The sequence below is a fragment of the Pseudomonas putida NBRC 14164 genome, from assembly GCF_000412675.1.
GTDB classification, from domain to species: domain Bacteria; phylum Pseudomonadota; class Gammaproteobacteria; order Pseudomonadales; family Pseudomonadaceae; genus Aquipseudomonas; species Aquipseudomonas putida.
This window is the reverse complement of the sequence record NC_021505.1, coordinates 4,438,981-4,455,663: the sequence shown is the minus strand read 5'-3', so window position 1 is coordinate 4,455,663 and position 16,683 is coordinate 4,438,981. Positions and strand designations below refer to the sequence as shown.

At 61.8% G+C, this 16,683-nt stretch carries 14 protein-coding genes, 5 tRNA genes and 1 pseudogene; 12 read left to right on the top strand and 8 right to left on the bottom strand.

Annotation, left to right across the window (positions count from 1 at the left end):
- Window positions 1–24 precede the first annotated feature (24 nt).
- Window positions 25–912: a protease HtpX gene (gene htpX / locus PP4_RS19720; protein WP_016500929.1), complete on the bottom strand. Its 888-nt coding sequence runs from the start codon at window positions 910–912 to the stop codon at window positions 25–27.
- Window positions 913–1,188: 276 nt separating this feature from the next.
- Window positions 1,189–2,400 carry a pyridoxal phosphate-dependent aminotransferase gene (locus tag PP4_RS19715; RefSeq protein ID WP_016485452.1) on the bottom strand — a complete coding sequence of 404 codons (1,212 nt, stop codon included), beginning with the start codon at window positions 2,398–2,400 and terminating at the stop codon, window positions 1,189–1,191.
- Between the two features lie 168 nt (window positions 2,401–2,568).
- Here PP4_RS19715 and msrB point away from each other — a divergent pair, with 168 nt between their 5' ends.
- Together msrB and PP4_RS19705 are read left to right on the top strand one after the other, a co-directional pair.
- Complete coding sequence (msrB, locus tag PP4_RS19710) at window positions 2,569–2,964, top strand: peptide-methionine (R)-S-oxide reductase MsrB (RefSeq protein WP_016500928.1); 396 nt, start codon at window positions 2,569–2,571, stop codon at window positions 2,962–2,964.
- 13 nt (window positions 2,965–2,977) lie between these two features.
- Window positions 2,978–3,466 carry a glutathione peroxidase gene (locus tag PP4_RS19705; RefSeq protein WP_016500927.1) on the top strand — a complete coding sequence of 163 codons (489 nt, stop codon included), beginning with the start codon at window positions 2,978–2,980 and terminating at the stop codon, window positions 3,464–3,466.
- Here the strand turns inward: PP4_RS19705 and PP4_RS19700 are convergent.
- A pseudogene (locus PP4_RS19700) lies at window positions 3,456–5,814 on the bottom strand (response regulator). The gene PP4_RS19705 and the pseudogene PP4_RS19700 overlap by 11 nt on opposite strands.
- A 203-nt stretch (window positions 5,815–6,017) precedes the next feature.
- On the opposite strand from PP4_RS19700, the gene PP4_RS19695 reads away from it, so the two are divergent.
- Window positions 6,018–6,905, top strand: a complete 888-nt coding sequence (locus PP4_RS19695; protein ID WP_016500925.1) for an ATP-binding protein — start codon at window positions 6,018–6,020, stop codon at window positions 6,903–6,905.
- Window positions 6,906–7,388, top strand: a complete 483-nt coding sequence (locus PP4_RS19690) for a GAF domain-containing protein (protein ID WP_016500924.1) — start codon at window positions 6,906–6,908, stop codon at window positions 7,386–7,388.
- A 129-nt stretch (window positions 7,389–7,517) separates the two neighbouring features.
- On the opposite strand, the gene PP4_RS19685 is transcribed toward PP4_RS19690, so the two are convergent.
- The gene (locus PP4_RS19685) at window positions 7,518–8,285 is read right to left on the bottom strand and encodes a hypothetical protein (RefSeq protein WP_016500923.1); all 768 of its coding nucleotides are present in this window, start codon (window positions 8,283–8,285) and stop codon (window positions 7,518–7,520) included.
- A gap of 317 nt (window positions 8,286–8,602) precedes the next feature.
- Here PP4_RS19685 and PP4_RS19680 point away from each other — a divergent pair.
- The 5 genes from PP4_RS19680 (at window position 8,603) to PP4_RS19660 (ending at window position 9,163) form a co-directional block, all read left to right on the top strand.
- Window positions 8,603–8,678: transfer RNA gene (locus PP4_RS19680), tRNA-Glu, on the top strand.
- A 2-nt stretch (window positions 8,679–8,680) separates the two neighbouring features.
- Window positions 8,681–8,756: transfer RNA gene (locus PP4_RS19675), tRNA-Gly, on the top strand.
- Window positions 8,757–8,847: 91 nt separating this feature from the next.
- Window positions 8,848–8,923 (top strand) — tRNA-Glu (locus tag PP4_RS19670).
- A gap of 3 nt (window positions 8,924–8,926) precedes the next feature.
- Window positions 8,927–9,002, top strand: a tRNA-Gly gene (locus tag PP4_RS19665).
- Window positions 9,003–9,087: 85 nt separating this feature from the next.
- Window positions 9,088–9,163 (top strand) — tRNA-Gly (locus PP4_RS19660).
- A 138-nt stretch (window positions 9,164–9,301) separates the two neighbouring features.
- Here PP4_RS19660 and PP4_RS19655 read toward each other — a convergent pair.
- Window positions 9,302–10,384 carry a fimbrial protein gene (locus PP4_RS19655; protein ID WP_016500922.1) on the bottom strand — a complete coding sequence of 361 codons (1,083 nt, stop codon included), beginning with the start codon at window positions 10,382–10,384 and terminating at the stop codon, window positions 9,302–9,304.
- Window positions 10,384–12,957, bottom strand: coding sequence for a fimbria/pilus outer membrane usher protein (locus PP4_RS19650; RefSeq protein WP_016500921.1), 2,574 nt, complete (start codon window positions 12,955–12,957; stop codon window positions 10,384–10,386). Before PP4_RS19650 ends, PP4_RS19655 begins: the two co-directional genes overlap by 1 nt.
- A 189-nt stretch (window positions 12,958–13,146) precedes the next feature.
- Between PP4_RS19650 and PP4_RS19645 the strand changes: the two genes are divergently transcribed.
- Window positions 13,147–13,344: a hypothetical protein gene (locus tag PP4_RS19645; protein WP_016500920.1), complete on the top strand. Its 198-nt coding sequence runs from the start codon at window positions 13,147–13,149 to the stop codon at window positions 13,342–13,344.
- Window positions 13,345–13,414: 70 nt separating this feature from the next.
- Window positions 13,415–14,155, top strand: a complete 741-nt coding sequence (locus tag PP4_RS19640) for a fimbrial biogenesis chaperone (RefSeq protein WP_016500919.1) — start codon at window positions 13,415–13,417, stop codon at window positions 14,153–14,155.
- An 8-nt stretch (window positions 14,156–14,163) separates the two neighbouring features.
- Here the strand turns inward: PP4_RS19640 and PP4_RS19635 are convergent, their stop codons facing one another.
- Window positions 14,164–14,640, bottom strand: coding sequence for a hypothetical protein (locus PP4_RS19635; RefSeq protein WP_041167830.1), 477 nt, complete (start codon window positions 14,638–14,640; stop codon window positions 14,164–14,166).
- Between PP4_RS19635 and PP4_RS19630 the strand changes: the two genes are divergently transcribed.
- The gene (locus PP4_RS19630; protein ID WP_016500917.1) at window positions 14,641–16,164 is read left to right on the top strand and encodes an RHS repeat domain-containing protein; all 1,524 of its coding nucleotides are present in this window, start codon (window positions 14,641–14,643) and stop codon (window positions 16,162–16,164) included. It abuts the gene before it with no gap.
- A gap of 137 nt (window positions 16,165–16,301) precedes the next feature.
- On the opposite strand, the gene PP4_RS19625 is transcribed toward PP4_RS19630, so the two are convergent.
- Complete coding sequence (locus PP4_RS19625) at window positions 16,302–16,682, bottom strand: fimbrial protein (protein ID WP_016500916.1); 381 nt, start codon at window positions 16,680–16,682, stop codon at window positions 16,302–16,304.
- Window position 16,683: the final 1 nt, after the last annotated feature.

Here is a 16,683-nt window from a genome sequence, read left to right as displayed (position 1 = left end):
GCCCTTGCTGTATTGCCCGATGGATCAACCGCGACGGCGCAGGGCCTCGATACGGTCTTCCAGTGGCGGGTGGCTCATCAGCAGCCCGGCCAGGCCATGCTTGAGGCCACCGTTGATGCCAAAGGCCTTCATGGTGTCGGGCATGTGCACCGGCAGGCCTTGCTCCACACGCAGGCGCTGCAGCGCTCCGATCATGGCCGAGGTGCCGGCCAGCTGTGCACCGGCTTCGTCGGCGCGGTACTCGCGGCGGCGCGAGAACCACATCACGATCATGCTGGCCAGGATGCCCAGGATCAGCTCGGCAACGATGGTCGCCACGTAGTAGGCAATGCCCTGGCCCTCTTCGTTCTTGAAGATGACCTTGTCGACGAAGTTGCCGATGATGCGTGCGAAGAACATCACGAAGGTGTTCACCACGCCTTGCACCAGCGCCAGGGTGACCATGTCGCCGTTGGCTACGTGGCCGATCTCGTGGGCCAGCACTGCCCGCACTTCATCGGGCGAGAAACGCTCCAGCAGGCCCTGGGACACGGCGACCAGTGCGTCGTTGCGGTTCCAGCCGGTGGCGAAGGCGTTGGCCTCGTACGCCGGGAAGATACCCACCTCGGGCATTTTGATGCCCGCTTCACGGGACAGCTCTTCGACCGTTTGCAGCAGCCACTGCTCGTGGCGGGTGCGCGGCTGGCTGATGATCTGGGTGCCGGTGGTCATCTTCGCCATCCACTTGGAGATGAACAGCGAGACGAGGGAGCCGGCAAAGCCGAACACGGCGCAGAACACCAGCAGGCTGCTGAGGTTCAGGTCGACCCCGTTGGCGGCCATGAACCCGTTGAAACCGAACAGGCTCAAGGTAATGCTTGCAACCAGCACCACCGCAAGGTTGGTGGCCACAAACAACAGAATGCGCATCATGGTTGTTACGTTCTCCTGACGGATGAATTGTCGCTTACTGCGGGGTATATAAGGGGCCTGTCGCGTGGATTCAATCGTGCGACTATTTCAAACTGTGTACGGCGGAGTATGGCAGAGGATGGCGCGGGGGCAGTGGGATAGAGCATTGCAGGATGTAAGAAACACCCTGTGGGATTGCAAGGGGCTGCTGTGCAGCCCGTTCGCAGCGCAAGGCTGCTCCTACAGGAAAACGCGTACACCCGTAGGAGCAGCCTTGTGCTGCGAAGAGGCCATCATTTACTGCGAATAAGTCCGCAGGAAATTGCCGATCCGGCCAATCGCCGCTTCCAGGTCATCCACCCGCGGCAAGGTCACAACGCGGAAGTGGTCCGGCCACGGCCAGTTGAACGCCGTACCTTGTACGATCAGCAGCTTTTCCGACAGCAGCAGGTCAAGGGCGAACTTTTCGTCGTTGAGAATCGGGCACACCTTCGGGTCGATCCGGGGGAACGCATACAGCGCACCCATCGGCTTCACACAGCTTACGCCCGGGATGTCGTTGAGCAGCTCGTAGGTACGGTTGCGTTGCTCAAGCAGGCGGCCTGGCGGCAGCACCAGGTCGTTGATGCTCTGGTAGCCGCCCAGTGCGGTCTGGATGGCATGCTGGGCCGGCACGTTGGCGCACAGGCGCATGTTGGCCAGCATGTCGATGCCTTCGATGTAGCTTAGCGCGTGGTGCTTGGGCCCGGAGATGATCAGCCAGCCGGAACGGAAGCCCGCCACCCGGTACGACTTGGACAGGCCGTTGAAGGTCAGGCACAGCAGGTCGGGGGCCAGCGAGGCGGTGCTGATGTGCACGGCTTCGTCGTACAGGATCTTGTCGTAGATCTCGTCGGAGAACACCACCAGGTTGTGCTGGCGGGCCAGCTCCAGCATGCCCAGCAGCAGCTCCCTGGAGTACACCGCGCCGGTCGGGTTGTTCGGGTTGATGATCACCAGGGCCTTGGTGTTCGGGGTGATCTTGGCCTTGATGTCTTCAAGGTCGGGGAACCAGTCGGCCTGTTCATCGCACAGGTAGTGCACCGGCTTGCCGCCAGCCAGGCTCACTGCGGCAGTCCACAGCGGGTAGTCGGGGGCCGGGATCAGCACTTCGTCGCCGTTGTTCAGCAGCGCCTGCATCGACATGACGATCAGCTCGGACACACCGTTACCGAGGTAGATGTCCTCGATAGTGACGCCTTCGATTTCCTTTTGCTGGCAGTACTGCATCACGGCCTTGCGTGCGCTGAACAGGCCTTTGGAGTCGCTGTAGCCCTGGGCGGTAGGCAGATTGCGGATCACATCCTGGAGGATTTCATCAGGCGCCTCGAAGCCAAACGGCGCCGGGTTGCCGATGTTCAGCTTGAGGATGCGGTGGCCTTCCTCTTCCAGGCGCTTGGCGTGCTTGAGCACTGGGCCGCGAATGTCGTAGCAGACATTGGCGAGCTTGTTCGATTTGCTGAACTGCATGATGGGATCCCGATATGAGAAAACGCGCTACGCCCCGCCGAAAGGTTTGAAACGGCAGGAAGCGGGTGCCAGACTGAACGCCTGGCACACGAAGCCAACTAATATACGTGCCACCCGCGCCCCGGAAAAGACGGTGCGGGGTGAAATTCAGCCTGCCGAGGTTTCCACATGAAAAAGATTGAAAAAACCCTGGATGAATGGCGGTCGATGCTCGACCCCGAGCAGTACCAGGTATGCCGCCTCAAAGGCACTGAGCGGCCGTTCAGCGGCAAGTACAACAGCGAGCGCCGCGATGGTATCTACCACTGCATCTGCTGCAGCGCGAAACTGTTCGATGCGCAGACCAAGTTCGATTCCGGCTGCGGCTGGCCAAGTTTCTACGCGCCGATCGAAGACAGCGCGATGATCGAGATCCGTGACACCTCCCACGGCATGATCCGCACCGAAGTCACCTGCGCCCGCTGCGACGCGCACCTGGGCCACGTGTTCCCCGATGGTCCGCCACCAACTGGCCTGCGCTACTGTATCAACTCGGTGTGCATCGACTTGCGCCCGCGTGACTGACCGGAGCCCGAACATGGCTGGATCGATGCTGGACATCCCCTGCGTGACCCTGGGCGGCGAGCACAAGAAGCTCGGCGACTTCCCGGGCAAGGCGTTGCTGGTGGTCAATACCGCCAGCCAGTGCGGCTTTACCCCGCAGTACAAGGGCCTGGAACAACTGTGGCAGGCCTACCACGAACGTGGCCTGGTGGTACTGGGCTTCCCGTGCAACCAGTTCGGCAAGCAGGAACCGGGCGATGCGCGGGACATTGCGCAGTTCTGCGAGCGCAACTTCGGCGTGAGCTTCCCGCTGTTTCGCAAGGTCGAGGTCAACGGCCCGGGCGCCCACCCGCTGTTCGTCGAGCTCAAGCAGCGCGCACCGGGCATTCTGGGCAGCCAGAAGATCAAGTGGAATTTCACCAAGTTTCTGGTCGACCCGGCCAGCGGCCAGGTGACGCGTTATGCCCCCACTACCAAGCCACAGGCCCTGGAAGCAGACATCGAGCGCCTGCTCAGCCGTTGAGCGGCACCCAGTGCTCGACCAGCGCCAGTAGCTCTTCGCGGCGGAACGGCTTGGCCAGGTAGTCGTTCATGCCCGCAGCCCGGCAGCGTTCGCGCTCCTCGGGCATGGCATTGGCGGTGAGCGCGACAATCGGCAGGTCGGGCCAGCGGCCGCTCTGGCGGATGCGCCGGCTGGCTTCGTAACCGTCCATCACCGGCATGTTGCAGTCCATCAGCACCAGGTCGAAGTCGTCCAGTTCCAGCAGCTCCAGGGCCTCGGCGCCCTGGGTGGCCAGTTGCACCTGGCAGCCGAGCTTGGCCAGCATGCCCTTGGCCACCAGCTGGTTCACCGGGTTGTCTTCCACCAGCAGAATCCGTGCACGGCCTGCCTCAAGGGTGATGGCCGGGCTGGCCAGCGGGTGTTCGGGGTCAAAGCCTTGCAGGGTGCGACGCAGGGTCTGGTACAGGGCGTTGCGCGCCAGCGGCCGGGCCAGTTGATGGAGCGGGGCGAGGGCGGCCGATTGCTCGCTGGGCAAGAAGTTACCGTAAGCGGTCACCAGCAGGATGGGGGTTTTCAGCGTTTGGCGCAGTTCGAACAGGCGGTCGACATCGTCGGTAATCAGCAGGTCCATCGCCGTGGCGTCCAGCGTCGCGCTGCTGTCATGCCGCTGGTAGGCCAGGCCCCAGGCGGGCAGCAGGCCCTGCAACAGTTCGTTAAGCCCGCTGCCTGCAGCGCTCAGGGCGGCTACGCGCCCGTGCAGCGGCAGCGGGGCGATGGCTTCGGTGTGCTCGGCCAGCGGCAGTTCGGCGCTGAAGCAGCTGCCAAAACCCGCTTCGGAGCGAATGTGCAAATGGCCTTGCATGGCCTTGCACAGGTTGCGCGTCAGGGCCAGGCCCAGGCCCGTGCCGCCGTACTGGCGGGTGATGCCGGCGCCGGCTTGGGTGAATGGCTGGAAGATCCGCGCCTGGGCCTCTTCGGGTATGCCGATGCCGGTGTCGCGCACTTCCAGGCGCACACCGCCGACGATGCTCACCAGGCGTAAATCGACACGGCCAAAGCGGGTGAACTTCAACGCGTTGGACAGCAGGTTGCTGACGATCTGCCGCACCCGCGTGGGGTCACCAAGCACGCTGCTGGGGAAGTCACGGGCAATCAGGCAGGTCAGCTCCACGCTCTGTGCGGTGTTCTGCGAGAGCAGGTTGGCGGTGTCTTCCACCATCGAGCCCATGTCGAACGGGATGCGTTCCAGCTCCAGCTGACCCGCATCGAACTTGGACAGGTCGAGGATATCGTTCAGCAATTCCACCAGCACTTTGCCCGAGTCGTGGGCAATCGCCAGTTGCTGGCGCTGCTCGCTGGGCAGCGGGCTGTCCAGGGCCAGGGCGATCATGCCGAGCATGCCGTTGAGCGGGGTGCGGATTTCGTGGCTCATGTTGGCTAAAAAGGCAGCACGCGCCTGGGCCATGTCCAGTGCGCGGCGGCGCGCTTGTTCCAGCTCCTGGTTGGACAGGCTCAGGCTGCTGTTGCTGGCCTTCAGTTCGTTGGTGCGTGCCGAGACGATGTCTTCCAGTTCGTTCAGGTACTGGGTAAGGCGGTTTTCCGCAGTGCGCCGCTGCTCGATCTCGGTGGCCATGCTGACGAACTGCTGGTTCGCGACTTTCACCAGCACGCCGATTTCGTCGTGTTCGTGGCCGTGTGGGCAGTCCAGGCGGGTTTGCCGGGGTTTGCGCGGGTCGCTGCCGCTGAGCGCGCCGATCACCGTGACCAGCGGTTTGGTCAGCATCATGTAGAACAGCGCCAGCAGGATGCCGGTGAGCACCAGGCTGCGGGCAAAACCGTTGAGCAGGGTGATGCCGGCGCGGTCGAGAAAGCGGCTGCCGAAAGCAAAGGTGTCGACGTCCAGGTACAGCGTGCCCAGGTATTCCTCCGGCATGTGCGTCAGGTACAGGCGTGCCTTGAACTGACGCTGCTCACCGAACAGGAAGTCGCTCAGCGGCCGGTAGCGGTCCTGCAGCCTGGGCCGCTCGACATCGGCCAGCACGGTTTCGTTGTTGTCGATCAGCCGTGCACGGATGACGGCCGGCGACTGCAACAGGCCGCGGGTCAGCTCCAGCGCCAGCTCCGAGTCGATGTTGTAGGCGATGCGCGAGGCCGGGTTGTGGCTGATTTGCAGCAACGCGTTCACTTCACGGTTGATGGACGCGTCTTCGCTGGCATAATCGATGCCGATCTGGATGAGACTGAGCAATGTTCCCAGGATGAAGCCGACCAGGACTGTCAGCCGGGCTTGCTTGTATGACAGGCGATTGGTGAACTTTATATCCATGAGTCCCGAGCCGGTTTTCACGTTCCTTGCGCTGCGCAAGCATAGCCGAATAGCCCCGGCTGCTGGCGGGTCTGTCTGTTCATTTCAGTTGATCGCCAAGCGGGGGCCGCGCTGCGCCCCTTCGCGGGCATGCCCGCTCCCACAGGTACAGCGTAGCCCCTGGCTGAGCGCAATCCCTGTGGGAGCGGGCAAGCCCGCGAAGGGGCGCGCAGCGGCCCCAAAAAACTGAAATTGTTAGGAGTCGTCATGGACGCTCGCTTGATTGCTTTTCTGGACCGCGCCGAATCGGTACTGGCGCGCCTTGAACCCTTGTTGCCCGCACAACGCCCGACCATCGACTGGGGCACCACGCTGGCCGCCCGCTGGCAGCGCGATGGCCGCAGCGGCTACCTGCTGCCGCTGGAAGTCAGCCTGGACATCCGCCTGAGCGACCTGATCGGCGTCGACAAACAGCGCGACCAGCTGGGCCGCAACACCCACCAGTTCATCAACGGCCTGCCAGCCAACCACGCGTTGCTGTGGGGCTCGCGCGGTACCGGCAAGTCGTCGCTGGTGCGCGCCTTGCTCGCCGAACATGCCGGCGCCGGCCTGCGCCTGATCGAAATCGAACGTGATCACCTCGCCGACCTGCCACGGGTGGTCGAGCAGCTGCAGAAGCTGCCGCAACGCTTCATCCTGTTCTGTGACGACCTGTCGTTCGAAGCCGGGGAGGGCGACTACCGGGTGCTCAAGAGCGTGCTTGATGGTTCGCTGGAGCAGGCGCCGGACAACGTGCTGCTGTACGCCACCTCCAACCGCCGCCACCTGGTGCCCGAGAAGGAGAGCGACAACGAGAACTGGAAGCGCGTGGACGGCGAGCTGCACCCCAGCGAAGCGGTGGAAGACAAGATTGCCTTGTCTGACCGCTTTGGCCTGTGGCTGTCGTTCTACCCGTTTACCCAGGACCACTTCCTGAATGTTGTCGAGCACTGGATCGGCCAGCTGGCGCGCCCTGCGGGCCTGGTCTGGCAGCGTGATGAACAGCTCGACATCCTCGCCGTGCGCTGGGCCACCGGCCGCGGTAACCGTAATGGCCGTTGTGCCTATCAGTTCGCCCGCTACTGGGTCGGGCTGCAATTGCTGGAGCAAAAGTAAATGATCGACCTCAATGCCAGTGGCGCCGGCCTCGACGGCTACAACCTGCTGGCGGCGCAAGTGCAGGCGCTGTTTGCCGACGAGCGTGATTTCATCGCCAACGCCGCGCAGTTTTCGGCGTTTCTGTACAACCAGGTGGACGACCTGAACTGGGCCGGGTTCTACCTTAACCGCAACGAAGAGCTGGTGCTGGGCCCGTTCCAGGGCCAGGTGGCGTGCGTGCGCATTCCGTTCAGCAGGGGTGTGTGCGGGGCAGCGGCGACAACGCGGCAGACTCAGCGGGTAGAGGACGTGCATGCGTTCCCGGGGCACATTGCCTGCGACAGTGCGTCCAACAGCGAGCTGGTGATCCCGTTGGTAAAGGAGGGCAGGCTGGTTGGTGTGCTGGACCTGGATAGCCCCAAGGTTGGACGGTTCAGCGAGGCGGACCAGGTGGGGCTGGAGCGGTTGGCGGCGATCTTCCTTGAGCTGACCGACTGCTAAGTGTTGCATCGCCTGTGCTGGCCTCTTCGCGGCTAAAGCCGCTCCCACAGGTACTGCATTGCCCTCAGGCCTGGTGTGATCCCTGTGGGAGCGGCTTTAGCCGCGAAGAGGCCAGCACAGGTTCAAGCGTCAGTCGTAAATCACCTTCTTCTTCCAGGTCTCTTCCTCGTCGGTCTTGAGCCCGTCGGTCAATTCGTTGTGCTCGTCCTCCGCCGGTGCCATGCGGTCCAGCACCTGGGCATTGGCACGGGCCAGCAACTTCTCCAGATACGTCAGCTGCTCTTCATAGACCTTCGGCTCCGGCTGCTTGCGCAGGTACTGCACGCCGCGCTCGAACGCCAGGCGTGCCTGGCCCGGCTGGTTCTTCTGCAGGGCCTGCTGGCCCAGGTTGTTGAAGAACTCGATATGCAGCAATACCAGGATGTGGCGGATTTCCTTCACCCAGTGCTTGGCTTCGACTGCAGGTAAAAAGCCTTCCTGAGCCGCACGGGTTACCTGGTTGTGCATGGCCTCCAGCAAGAAGCGCACATCCTTGGCCTTGACCTCGGTGTGGATCGGGTTGGGCGGGTTGTTCACCGGTATCTTGTCGCCCAGGGCGATCAGCCCTTCCAGCTCGGCGATGCGCGCCTTGAGTTCGGCATTGTGCTTGTCCACCGCCAGCTGGCGCTGATTAAGGTTCAGTTCCAGGCGGGTCAGCAGCAGTTTAAGGGCCGGTGTCATGAACTGGCCGGGGAAGGTCTCGGTGATTTCGCCACAGCGGCGCAGGCGGTCGGCGAGTTCGACCCTCGTCCGGACGCGTTCGATCTTGCCGTTCTCGACCACATTGTTTAGGTAGCCGATCACAATCAGCAACGCGATGCCTGCCACGATGAGCAGGGTGATCAGAAGTGGTGTCACCGTTAATGCCTCATTGAAGAAGAATTACAGCTTTGAGTGTAGTGAGTTTGCCAAGGGGCGAACAGCGGCTGTATGCCTGTGCCGGCCTCGTCGCGGCTAAACCCGCTCCCACAGGCCTGTGCAGGATGACTTCTCTCTATATCGACAACCCGGCCCGCATCTGCACCCCAACCCACCCGGAAGTCATTGATTTAAATAAATTTCTACAAAGGGGTTGACGCCTTCCCGAACCATCCATAGAATGCGCGCCACTTGCAGCGTAAAGCACACAGCGAAACGCGGCAGGGAGTGAAAGCAGGCAGTAATGCCAGCAGCGTGTCCCCTTCGTCTAGTGGCCTAGGACACCGCCCTTTCACGGCGGTAACAGGGGTTCGAGTCCCCTAGGGGACGCCAATGCGGGAATAGCTCAGTTGGTAGAGCACGACCTTGCCAAGGTCGGGGTCGCGAGTTCGAGTCTCGTTTCCCGCTCCAGTTTCTCCGGCAACGCTTGACGGCGGGGCAGGAAAAGAAAATCCAGGGTGAATCGTGAGGTTCAAGTCTGGTGCACTGAAAAGTGTTGTGTGTCCCCTTCGTCTAGTGGCCTAGGACACCGCCCTTTCACGGCGGTAACAGGGGTTCGAGTCCCCTAGGGGACGCCATTTGCGGGAATAGCTCAGTTGGTAGAGCACGACCTTGCCAAGGTCGGGGTCGCGAGTTCGAGTCTCGTTTCCCGCTCCAGTTTAAATACTGTGGCGTCTATGCGGTGCAGTGGTGGTGAAGGCTGTAAAGGCGCTTCACGCCGGTAGTGGTAAAGCTTCAAATTGCGGGAATAGCTCAGTTGGTAGAGCACGACCTTGCCAAGGTCGGGGTCGCGAGTTCGAGTCTCGTTTCCCGCTCCAAATATTGGTTTACAGGGTTGAATAAAACTTTGTGAACCTTCAAAAAAAGACGCTTCGGCGTCTTTTTTCGTTTCCGATCATTTGTTTTTATCGTTACACAGGCCGCAGGGTATTCACCCAGCGGCCTTTTTTTGCACGTTATTTGTAGCTTACGGTAAAGGTCAGCCCGCCCTCGGCCAAGCCCGGGGTTATCACTGGTGCGCTCTGGTAGTAGCGCGCCTGGAAGTCCAGATGGGTGGTGCCGATACTTATTGGCTTGACCATTTCCTCCGATTGCAGTGGCATGGGCGAGCCATCGCTACGCAGCAGCTGGATTTCAACCCCGGCGGCATCGGAAGCGCCACCCAGGCTAAAGCGTCCCTCGGCTGGCACGGTCGGCACCGAGCCATTGGCGCCATCCAGTTCGATGTACACGTTCGCGGGCGCGGGGTTGGGGGCGCTGGCGTCTTCGCACTCGCTGAGTGTTATCTGGAAGGGAACGGGCGGGGTCGCGGGGTTTGCCCCTGTGAAATCGGCAGGGGTGTAATTGCCCAGATTCACCAGGCCGGGGCTTACCGAGTTGGATTTCAGTGAACACTGCGCCTGGTTCACCGTTGCGCTCACGCGGTACTCAATCACCTTGCCCAGGTTATGCAGGAACCCATGAAACATCTCGCCGTTGACGCGTTGGGGGCCGGGATCGATTGGCCCGGTCTTGATGAACCAGGCAGTACCGGTGATAACCGACACCCCGACGGGGAAAGGCTGGTCTTGCATGGTCCCCGAGTAGGGGATGACAGGGGAGGTGCCAGCATCTGGGGCGAATGAGTTGTTGGCCACGCCGTCGAATGGTGAACCAAGCTCCATGTATACGCCAACCCCGCGAATGTTGGTTTCCATGACGTGGCCATTGATGTCCTTGCCATTCAGGGGCGGCAAGGCGCCAGAGAAGATTGGCGCGGTGTTGGGCAGCCTTGCCGTGGGCGGGCTGGCAGGGTTCCACCCGCACGAGACGCTGGCGCCTTCGTTGTTGGGCCTGGTCATGGAGCTGGTACCGATCACCGTACCGACTGCGGCATCGCGGGGTACCCAGAATGTCCCCATGTCACGCTCGTAGGTCATGTAGCTGCTGCCTGTCTGAAACGTACAGTCGGCGTAAGCGTTGCCAGAGAGCAGGCCCAGGCCCAGGCAGCAGGCGGTCAGCCGCAAGCTGCGGTCGATATTGAAGGTGAACGCTGTCATCAGAGTGTTTCCTGGGTATTGTCGCCGGGCAGAAGGGGCTGGCTGCTGGCTACGGGCAGTTGGCAGTGCAGGGTTTGCAGGCGGTAGCCACCCTCTTGTGCGAGTGCTTGCGGGTCGATGTGCAGTGTGCAGGCTTTATCGCTGGCCTCGCCCCACAGCACGCGTATGGTTTGCGGGCCTGTGGTGCGGGTAGACACCAGTGCCTGGCCGGCCTGGCCGACCACACCCAGGCTCTGGCCATCGGCATCGAGCACCTGGGCGCCAAATGGCACGGGTTGGCCATTGGCCTGGCGCAGGGTCAGCACCAGGCGGCCCACATGCTCGGCTTCGTAGCTGGCCTTGACCACCGCGCCGCGTCGCGGCACCACTTGCTGGCTGGCATTGCCAATCACCACTTCCGGCGACAGGTCGTCGGTTTGCAGTACCAGTGAATTCAGGCGATAGGGGCGCAGGTACGGCACCAGTGCATAACCTTGGGCATTGGTACGCGCCGAGGAGGTGTTCTGTACGCCGACGCCGGCCACATCGGGCACGTGGACCAGGGCCATGGTTTCGCCCAGATGGCTGCCAAACGCCAGGCCGTCGCCATGCAGCATCACGGCACCGCTGGCGTTCACCGACATGCTGCGGTAGTCGTTGCCTTCGTTGTAGCCCATGCCGACACTGGCCTGGCTGCCTTGGTAGTTGATAGACAGCCCACCGCTGTTGCGCCCTTGGTCGTCGTTGGCCAGCGAGGTGCTGTAGCTGAGCCGGTTGTCCAGCAAGCCGCCGCTGAGGCTGGCGCGTTCGCTGATCTGGCCATTGTTGTTGCGCACGTCGAAGCTGGCCTGTTGCTGGCGGCCGAAGTCCAGTGGCATGCTCAAGCTCAGGCCGAACATGCGGCTGTCGTCGTTTTTCGAGTCCAGGGCCTGCGAGGCAAACAGGTTGACCGCGACCTTGCCCAGGCGGGTGGTGTATTGCAACTGGTACTGGCGGCGCTGGTGGCTGGTTTGCCAGTAGGTGTCCTGAGATAAGGTCAGGTTGAGTGCGCTGCGGTCACCGACGCTCTGGTACACCGATGCTTCCAGGCGGCTGCGGCGGTTGCCAAGGTAGCTGCTGGCATTACTACGTTGCCGCACCGCTTCGTCGAAGTCGCGGTAGCCCTCGGTCGAGTAGCGATAACCGGCGAAGCGCACGCTGGTGCGGCTTTGGAAGCTTTTGCCGTAGCGCAAGGCAAAGCTGTGGCCCTGGGCGTCGCCCAGCGTGGTGCCCAGGGCGCTGGAGGAACGGGTGACATCGAACGACAATGCGCCTATCTGGCCGATGTCGCGGCCCATGCCCAGTACGCTGGCGTTGTAGTACTCGCTGGAAAGCACGCCGCCATACAGCGTAGTGTCCCAGACACCGCCGCGGGCCAGGGTGGCCTGCCAGAACATCGGGTCGTCGAGTTGTTCGGCGCCGTCGTAGCGGCCCACGGTCGCGCTGTAGCGCCACACGCCTTCGCGCAGCAGGCTGCCCATGCTCGAGTAGGGTTGAGTGAAGCGGCGGATCTGGCCATCGGCTTCGGTGATGACCACTTCCAGCTCGCCATGGCCAGAGCCCACGCTGAGGTCATCGATGGCGTAAGGGCCGGGCGCAACGTAGCTGGAATAGATAGGGTAGCCATTGTGCAGGATTTCTACCTTGGCACGGCTTTGGGCTACCCCGCGGATTATTGGCGCGTAATGCTGCATTGCATCGGGCAGCATGCCTGTGTCGGACGCCACCTGCGCGCCTGTGAAGCGCACGCTGCGGAACATGTCGCTGTTGGTGAAGGTTTCGCCCAGGGTGAGGTTGGCCTGCAGGCCGGGCAGGTCGCGCTGCGCGAACGTGTCGCTACGGGTCCAGCGGCGTGCCCCGTCGGCCTCCTCGCGTAGTGCCTGCTTGCTACGCAGGCGCCAGGGCCCCAGGTTAAGGCCGCTGTTCAAGTACAGGTCCTGGCTGCTGCGGCTGCGGCCATCGCGCTGGCTGCTGTGCTGGGCCGAAGCCTGGTAACTGATGAAGGCGGCGTTGATGCCGTTGCTCCAGCGGGCCTCGGGCACGCTGCCCGAACGGTCCTGGCGCAGGGCGATTTGCGGGATCGACAGCGACAGGTGCAACTGTGCGGGGTCGAAATCGGCACTGGCGTGTGGTACCAGCTGCGCCAGGTCCACACAGCTGTCGTCGTCTGGCAGGGGTGTTTCCAGGGCCTGCTCGCGCAGGTCGAGGGTGCGTAGCAGTTCGGCCGTCAGGCAGGGCTGCAACCTTTTTCCATTTGGGCCCTCGATGAAATCGATGTCCTGTTCGGGCAGGGGGCTGAGGTTGAGCGAGACCTGCACCCGGTAGCGTCCCGACGGCAAGAGTGCCTGCGCGGCAAGGTTTTGCAGCGCCAGGGTACCGGCCTCGGCGGACTGGCCGGGGGCCTGGCGCATGAAACCGGGCTGGAAGGCGATGTCGGTCTGGCCGGCCAAGGCAGGGTGGGCAAGGGCCAACGCCAGGCAGCCGCCAAGCAGTGGCGGCAGCGGGGCGAGGCGCGGGCGCAACGGCAATAGCCTGCGCCGTTCGAGCTGGAGCATGAGCGTGTCCTGGGCGGCGCCGACGGACGATGCACAGGTGGGCTCGTGGCAGGCGCCTGAAGCGAATGACGGGGCGTGAAGGCAGTTGTTTGCCGGGTCACGTTGAAAAGGCGGGGGCAGGTTAGAGGGCTGTCAGGGCTTGGGATGTAGGAAAAGGCTTCTGATTTGTCGGGATAAAAGGATGTGCTGGTGATTGTCCTGGTGCTTGATGGGGCGTCTCAGGACAAGAGCCTGAGCAACCTTGCCCCAGGCCAGGAATCGGTGGCCTACCCGCTCAAAACCACACAACCGAACGAAATGCTTTTCCACGCCATGTACCAGTCCACCGGGCGGGTAACTGACGGCGACGCGGCATCGGAAGTGCGCTTCTCGGTAGATATCAGGTAATACGTTACGCTCCAGGCGCTTCTGCGGACGCACCTGGAGCCCCTGCAAAAAGTAGCAAAGAGACATGCCCATGCCCCGCCCCAACTCCATTATCCCCAGGCTTGCTCTGGCGATAGGCACCAGCCTTGCCCTGCTCATCCAAGTCAGTGCCCACGCCGCCCTCACCATCAGCTCAACCCGAGTCATCCAGCCCAGCGACCGACAAAGCACCAGCATCGTGGTCGCCAACCCCAGCCAACGCCCTTACGCAGCCCAGGCCTGGATCAATACAGAGGCAGACGACAACACTACTGCAGTGCCGTTGATCGCCTCACCTGCGCTGTTTCGCATCGATCCCGCCGGCGAACAGACGGTACAGCTGAACCGCCTGCCCAACAACCTGCCCAAGGACCGTGAATCGGTGTTCTACTTCAACCTGCAGGAAATCCCGCAGGCAGACGACAAACCGACTAATACCCTGACCATCGCCTTGCGCACCCGCATCAAGGTCTTCTACCGCCCAACCCAGCTCAAAGGCCGCCCACAGGACCACCTGCAGGACCTGGCCTGGTCGGTGCAAACACTCGAAGGCAAGCCGCACCTTGTGGTGGACAACCCCTCCCCTTACTACTTCACCTTCAATCAGCTAACCCTGCGCAGCGCCAAAGGCAGCGAGAAAATAGACGGCAGGAAAATGGCCATCCCCATGGGCAGGCAAACCTACCCCCTCAAAACCTCGACTGCGCAGGACGGTCTGAAGGTCGACTTCACAACCATCAATGACTACGGTGGCCTAACGCCCGAGCTGTCCCGACCGGTGGAGCGCCCGTGAAAGGTCGCTCACGGGAGAAGTTTAGGACTGTAGAGGGGAAATTTGATCCAGGTCGTACCGTCGTCGAAACTGACTTCGACATGGAAGGTGAACGTTTGGCCAAGCCAAAGCGTTGCAAGGTAGGCTTTGGGGAGGGTCACATCCTTGTTCGCGCCAATGCCCCGTCTCACTTGCGCATCAGTGACCGAATGGGCGGTCAGGACATTGTAAGGGGGCGCATCTGCCCCGCCAGGTCGCACGCCCGTTACCGTGATATTGACCCACTGCCCCACGGCAATGCACGGCCACACACCCAGGCTGACAGGCACCTGATCCAGCGCCGGGCCCAGGCTGAATCCGTTTGAATCGACCCCCTCCAGCGCTACCTGAGGTAACCCCTCCTTGAACTCAGTCACTTTCAGATTGGTCACGGCGGAAGGAAACACATCGACACCGTCGCTGACTTCATAGCGCACGACCAACGTGCGCTTGCCGTATGCCAGCACATGTTTTTCGGGAATCGCATAGGAACTCCGCCCAGCCCGGACGAACCGCTGGCCCAACTCATAAGCAGCGAATTCACCTATGCCAGCCTGCCGGCACTGCCACAGAACAACCCCGACCTGAATATGCCAGAATGGCTGTTGCTGGAGAAGGAAGACATTTTTGAAGGCGAGGGGGAAGCGCGCCAGTTGCTAAACAGCAAAATCCGCCGCTATCTGAATAAAGTCGACACTCCGTTCCAACATGGTCGGGTCGACCAACAAATCACACAGATCAACGATGCAACCACTACCAGCGACTGGAAGTACGAAAAAGTCAAGGACGGCAATGATCAGCTCACTTGGAGCCGCAGCACCGAAACCTTCACTGACCATACCCATACGTTAGAGAAAAAAACAGCCACCACCTACTCCATGCATAACGGCCAAGTGGTACTGGAGCACGATGCCAATAATGTGTTCACACACTATGAGCATGACGTATTGGGCCGCGTCATCGCAGAAACCGCGAGCCCTGGCACCCCCTATGCCACCACACGCGCCACCGCCTACAAGCTGCTCGACGAAAGTGGGCGCAAACGCACCTGCGAGGAAACCACCGACAGCAAGGGTGTAGTCACCCGCACCGTATTCGATGGCAGCCGCCGCCCGATCCGGGAAGAGCGTGAAGCCAAGGACGCCGTGACAGGGGTAGTCGTGAAGCGCACGGTAGCCGAGTTCAACTATGACTCGGCGGGCCGCCTGGTGAGCGAAATCGGCTATGACTACCTGCCGGACAAAGACGGCAAGCCAGAGCCGCGCGTGCTCAAGCTGGAGTCAAAGTACAAGTACGACGGCTGGGGCCAACAGTGCGAGGAAGAACGTCCCGACGGCATCAAGGAACGTATCGACGCTACGCCGCTCGAGCCTGGTGGCCAGCTGATCACCCGCTGGACCGAAAGCCCGAACGCGCCCGGGCACAGGCTGCAGCAAACCGTCAGTAAGCTCAATCGCTTCAGCAAACCGGTTTACGAGTGCCGTCTGCTGGAGGAAGAAGTCAAGGCCCCTGACGAAAGCACGCACCGTGTTACACGCGAGGCCGGCCGCACTGACTTCACCTACGATGGGGTCGGCCGCTGCGTGAGCCGGACCGAATCTATCCTGGACCCGAGAGGCGGCAACCAGATCATCAAACGCACCAGCAAGTTCACCTATGACGCCTTGGGCCGCATGACCAGCAATCAGCGGCCAGATGGCACGACCCTGCTACGTAAGTTCGCCCCCCACAGCATGGGCGAATCTCAAGTCAACCCTGACCTACTCCGAAGACACCGGCCTGCTGGAGACCACCGAAACCCGCGACACCACCAACCCCGACGCGCAACAACAGTCTGTCACCCTGTGCACCCAGCACAACGACAGCTTGGGCAGGGAGACCCGCCGCACCTTGAGCGTCAACGGCCAGGTGCGCCAGCTGGTAAATGTATGGCTGGACAACGACATGCTGCATTCGCGAACCCTTTGGCAAGGCGAGCAAAAACTGCGTGAGGAAACGTTCGAGTATGACGATCTCGGTCGCCTGACCAAATACGACTGCCCTGTCCAAACCACCAGCGGCCGGCAGATCAAAACCCAGATATTCAGATTCGACGCGGTAGACAATGTCAAACGCTGCCGTACAACCTTCAATGAGGGCGAATGGCCAGTGCCACCCCGGCAGCGCCGTATGGCTTCAGTGCGTAGAGGTTGGTGCCTTCAGGGCCGTAAACCGCAGAGAAGGTGACATAGGCATCTGTGCCGGGGTTGATGGTGCACTGGTCTGGGTCAATGCGCAGGGCGAACGTACGAGGGGGCGTCTGCTTGCCTGCAGTGGGGCCGAAGTAATCTGGGGAATAGCTACCGAGGCCAATCTGAGGCAGGATGCTGCCGCCAGTGCCCGGCATGACCACTTCGATAGGGCAGGTACCGCCTGGGGTAATGGTGCCGTGGAAGTTGATATTGCCGGTGTTTGCAAATGCTGCAGTGCTCGCCAAGCCCATGGCGAGGGCGATAAGTGTGCGTTTCATA

Coding starts and splice junctions, on each gene's coding strand:
- PP4_RS19640 (WP_016500919.1), top strand. CDS start 13,415: ATGCCCCGCCCCAACTCCATTATCCCCAGGCTTGCTCTGGCGATAGGC.
- PP4_RS19625 (WP_016500916.1), bottom strand. CDS start 16,682: ATGAAACGCACACTTATCGCCCTCGCCATGGGCTTGGCGAGCACTGCA.
- PP4_RS19630 (WP_016500917.1), top strand. CDS start 14,641: ATGTTTTTCGGGAATCGCATAGGAACTCCGCCCAGCCCGGACGAACCG.
- msrB (WP_016500928.1), top strand. CDS start 2,569: ATGAAAAAGATTGAAAAAACCCTGGATGAATGGCGGTCGATGCTCGAC.
- PP4_RS19690 (WP_016500924.1), top strand. CDS start 6,906: ATGATCGACCTCAATGCCAGTGGCGCCGGCCTCGACGGCTACAACCTG.
- PP4_RS19650 (WP_016500921.1), bottom strand. CDS start 12,957: ATGCTCCAGCTCGAACGGCGCAGGCTATTGCCGTTGCGCCCGCGCCTC.
- PP4_RS19705 (WP_016500927.1), top strand. CDS start 2,978: ATGGCTGGATCGATGCTGGACATCCCCTGCGTGACCCTGGGCGGCGAG.
- PP4_RS19715 (WP_016485452.1), bottom strand. CDS start 2,400: ATGCAGTTCAGCAAATCGAACAAGCTCGCCAATGTCTGCTACGACATT.
- PP4_RS19695 (WP_016500925.1), top strand. CDS start 6,018: ATGGACGCTCGCTTGATTGCTTTTCTGGACCGCGCCGAATCGGTACTG.
- htpX (WP_016500929.1), bottom strand. CDS start 912: ATGATGCGCATTCTGTTGTTTGTGGCCACCAACCTTGCGGTGGTGCTG.
- PP4_RS19655 (WP_016500922.1), bottom strand. CDS start 10,384: ATGACAGCGTTCACCTTCAATATCGACCGCAGCTTGCGGCTGACCGCC.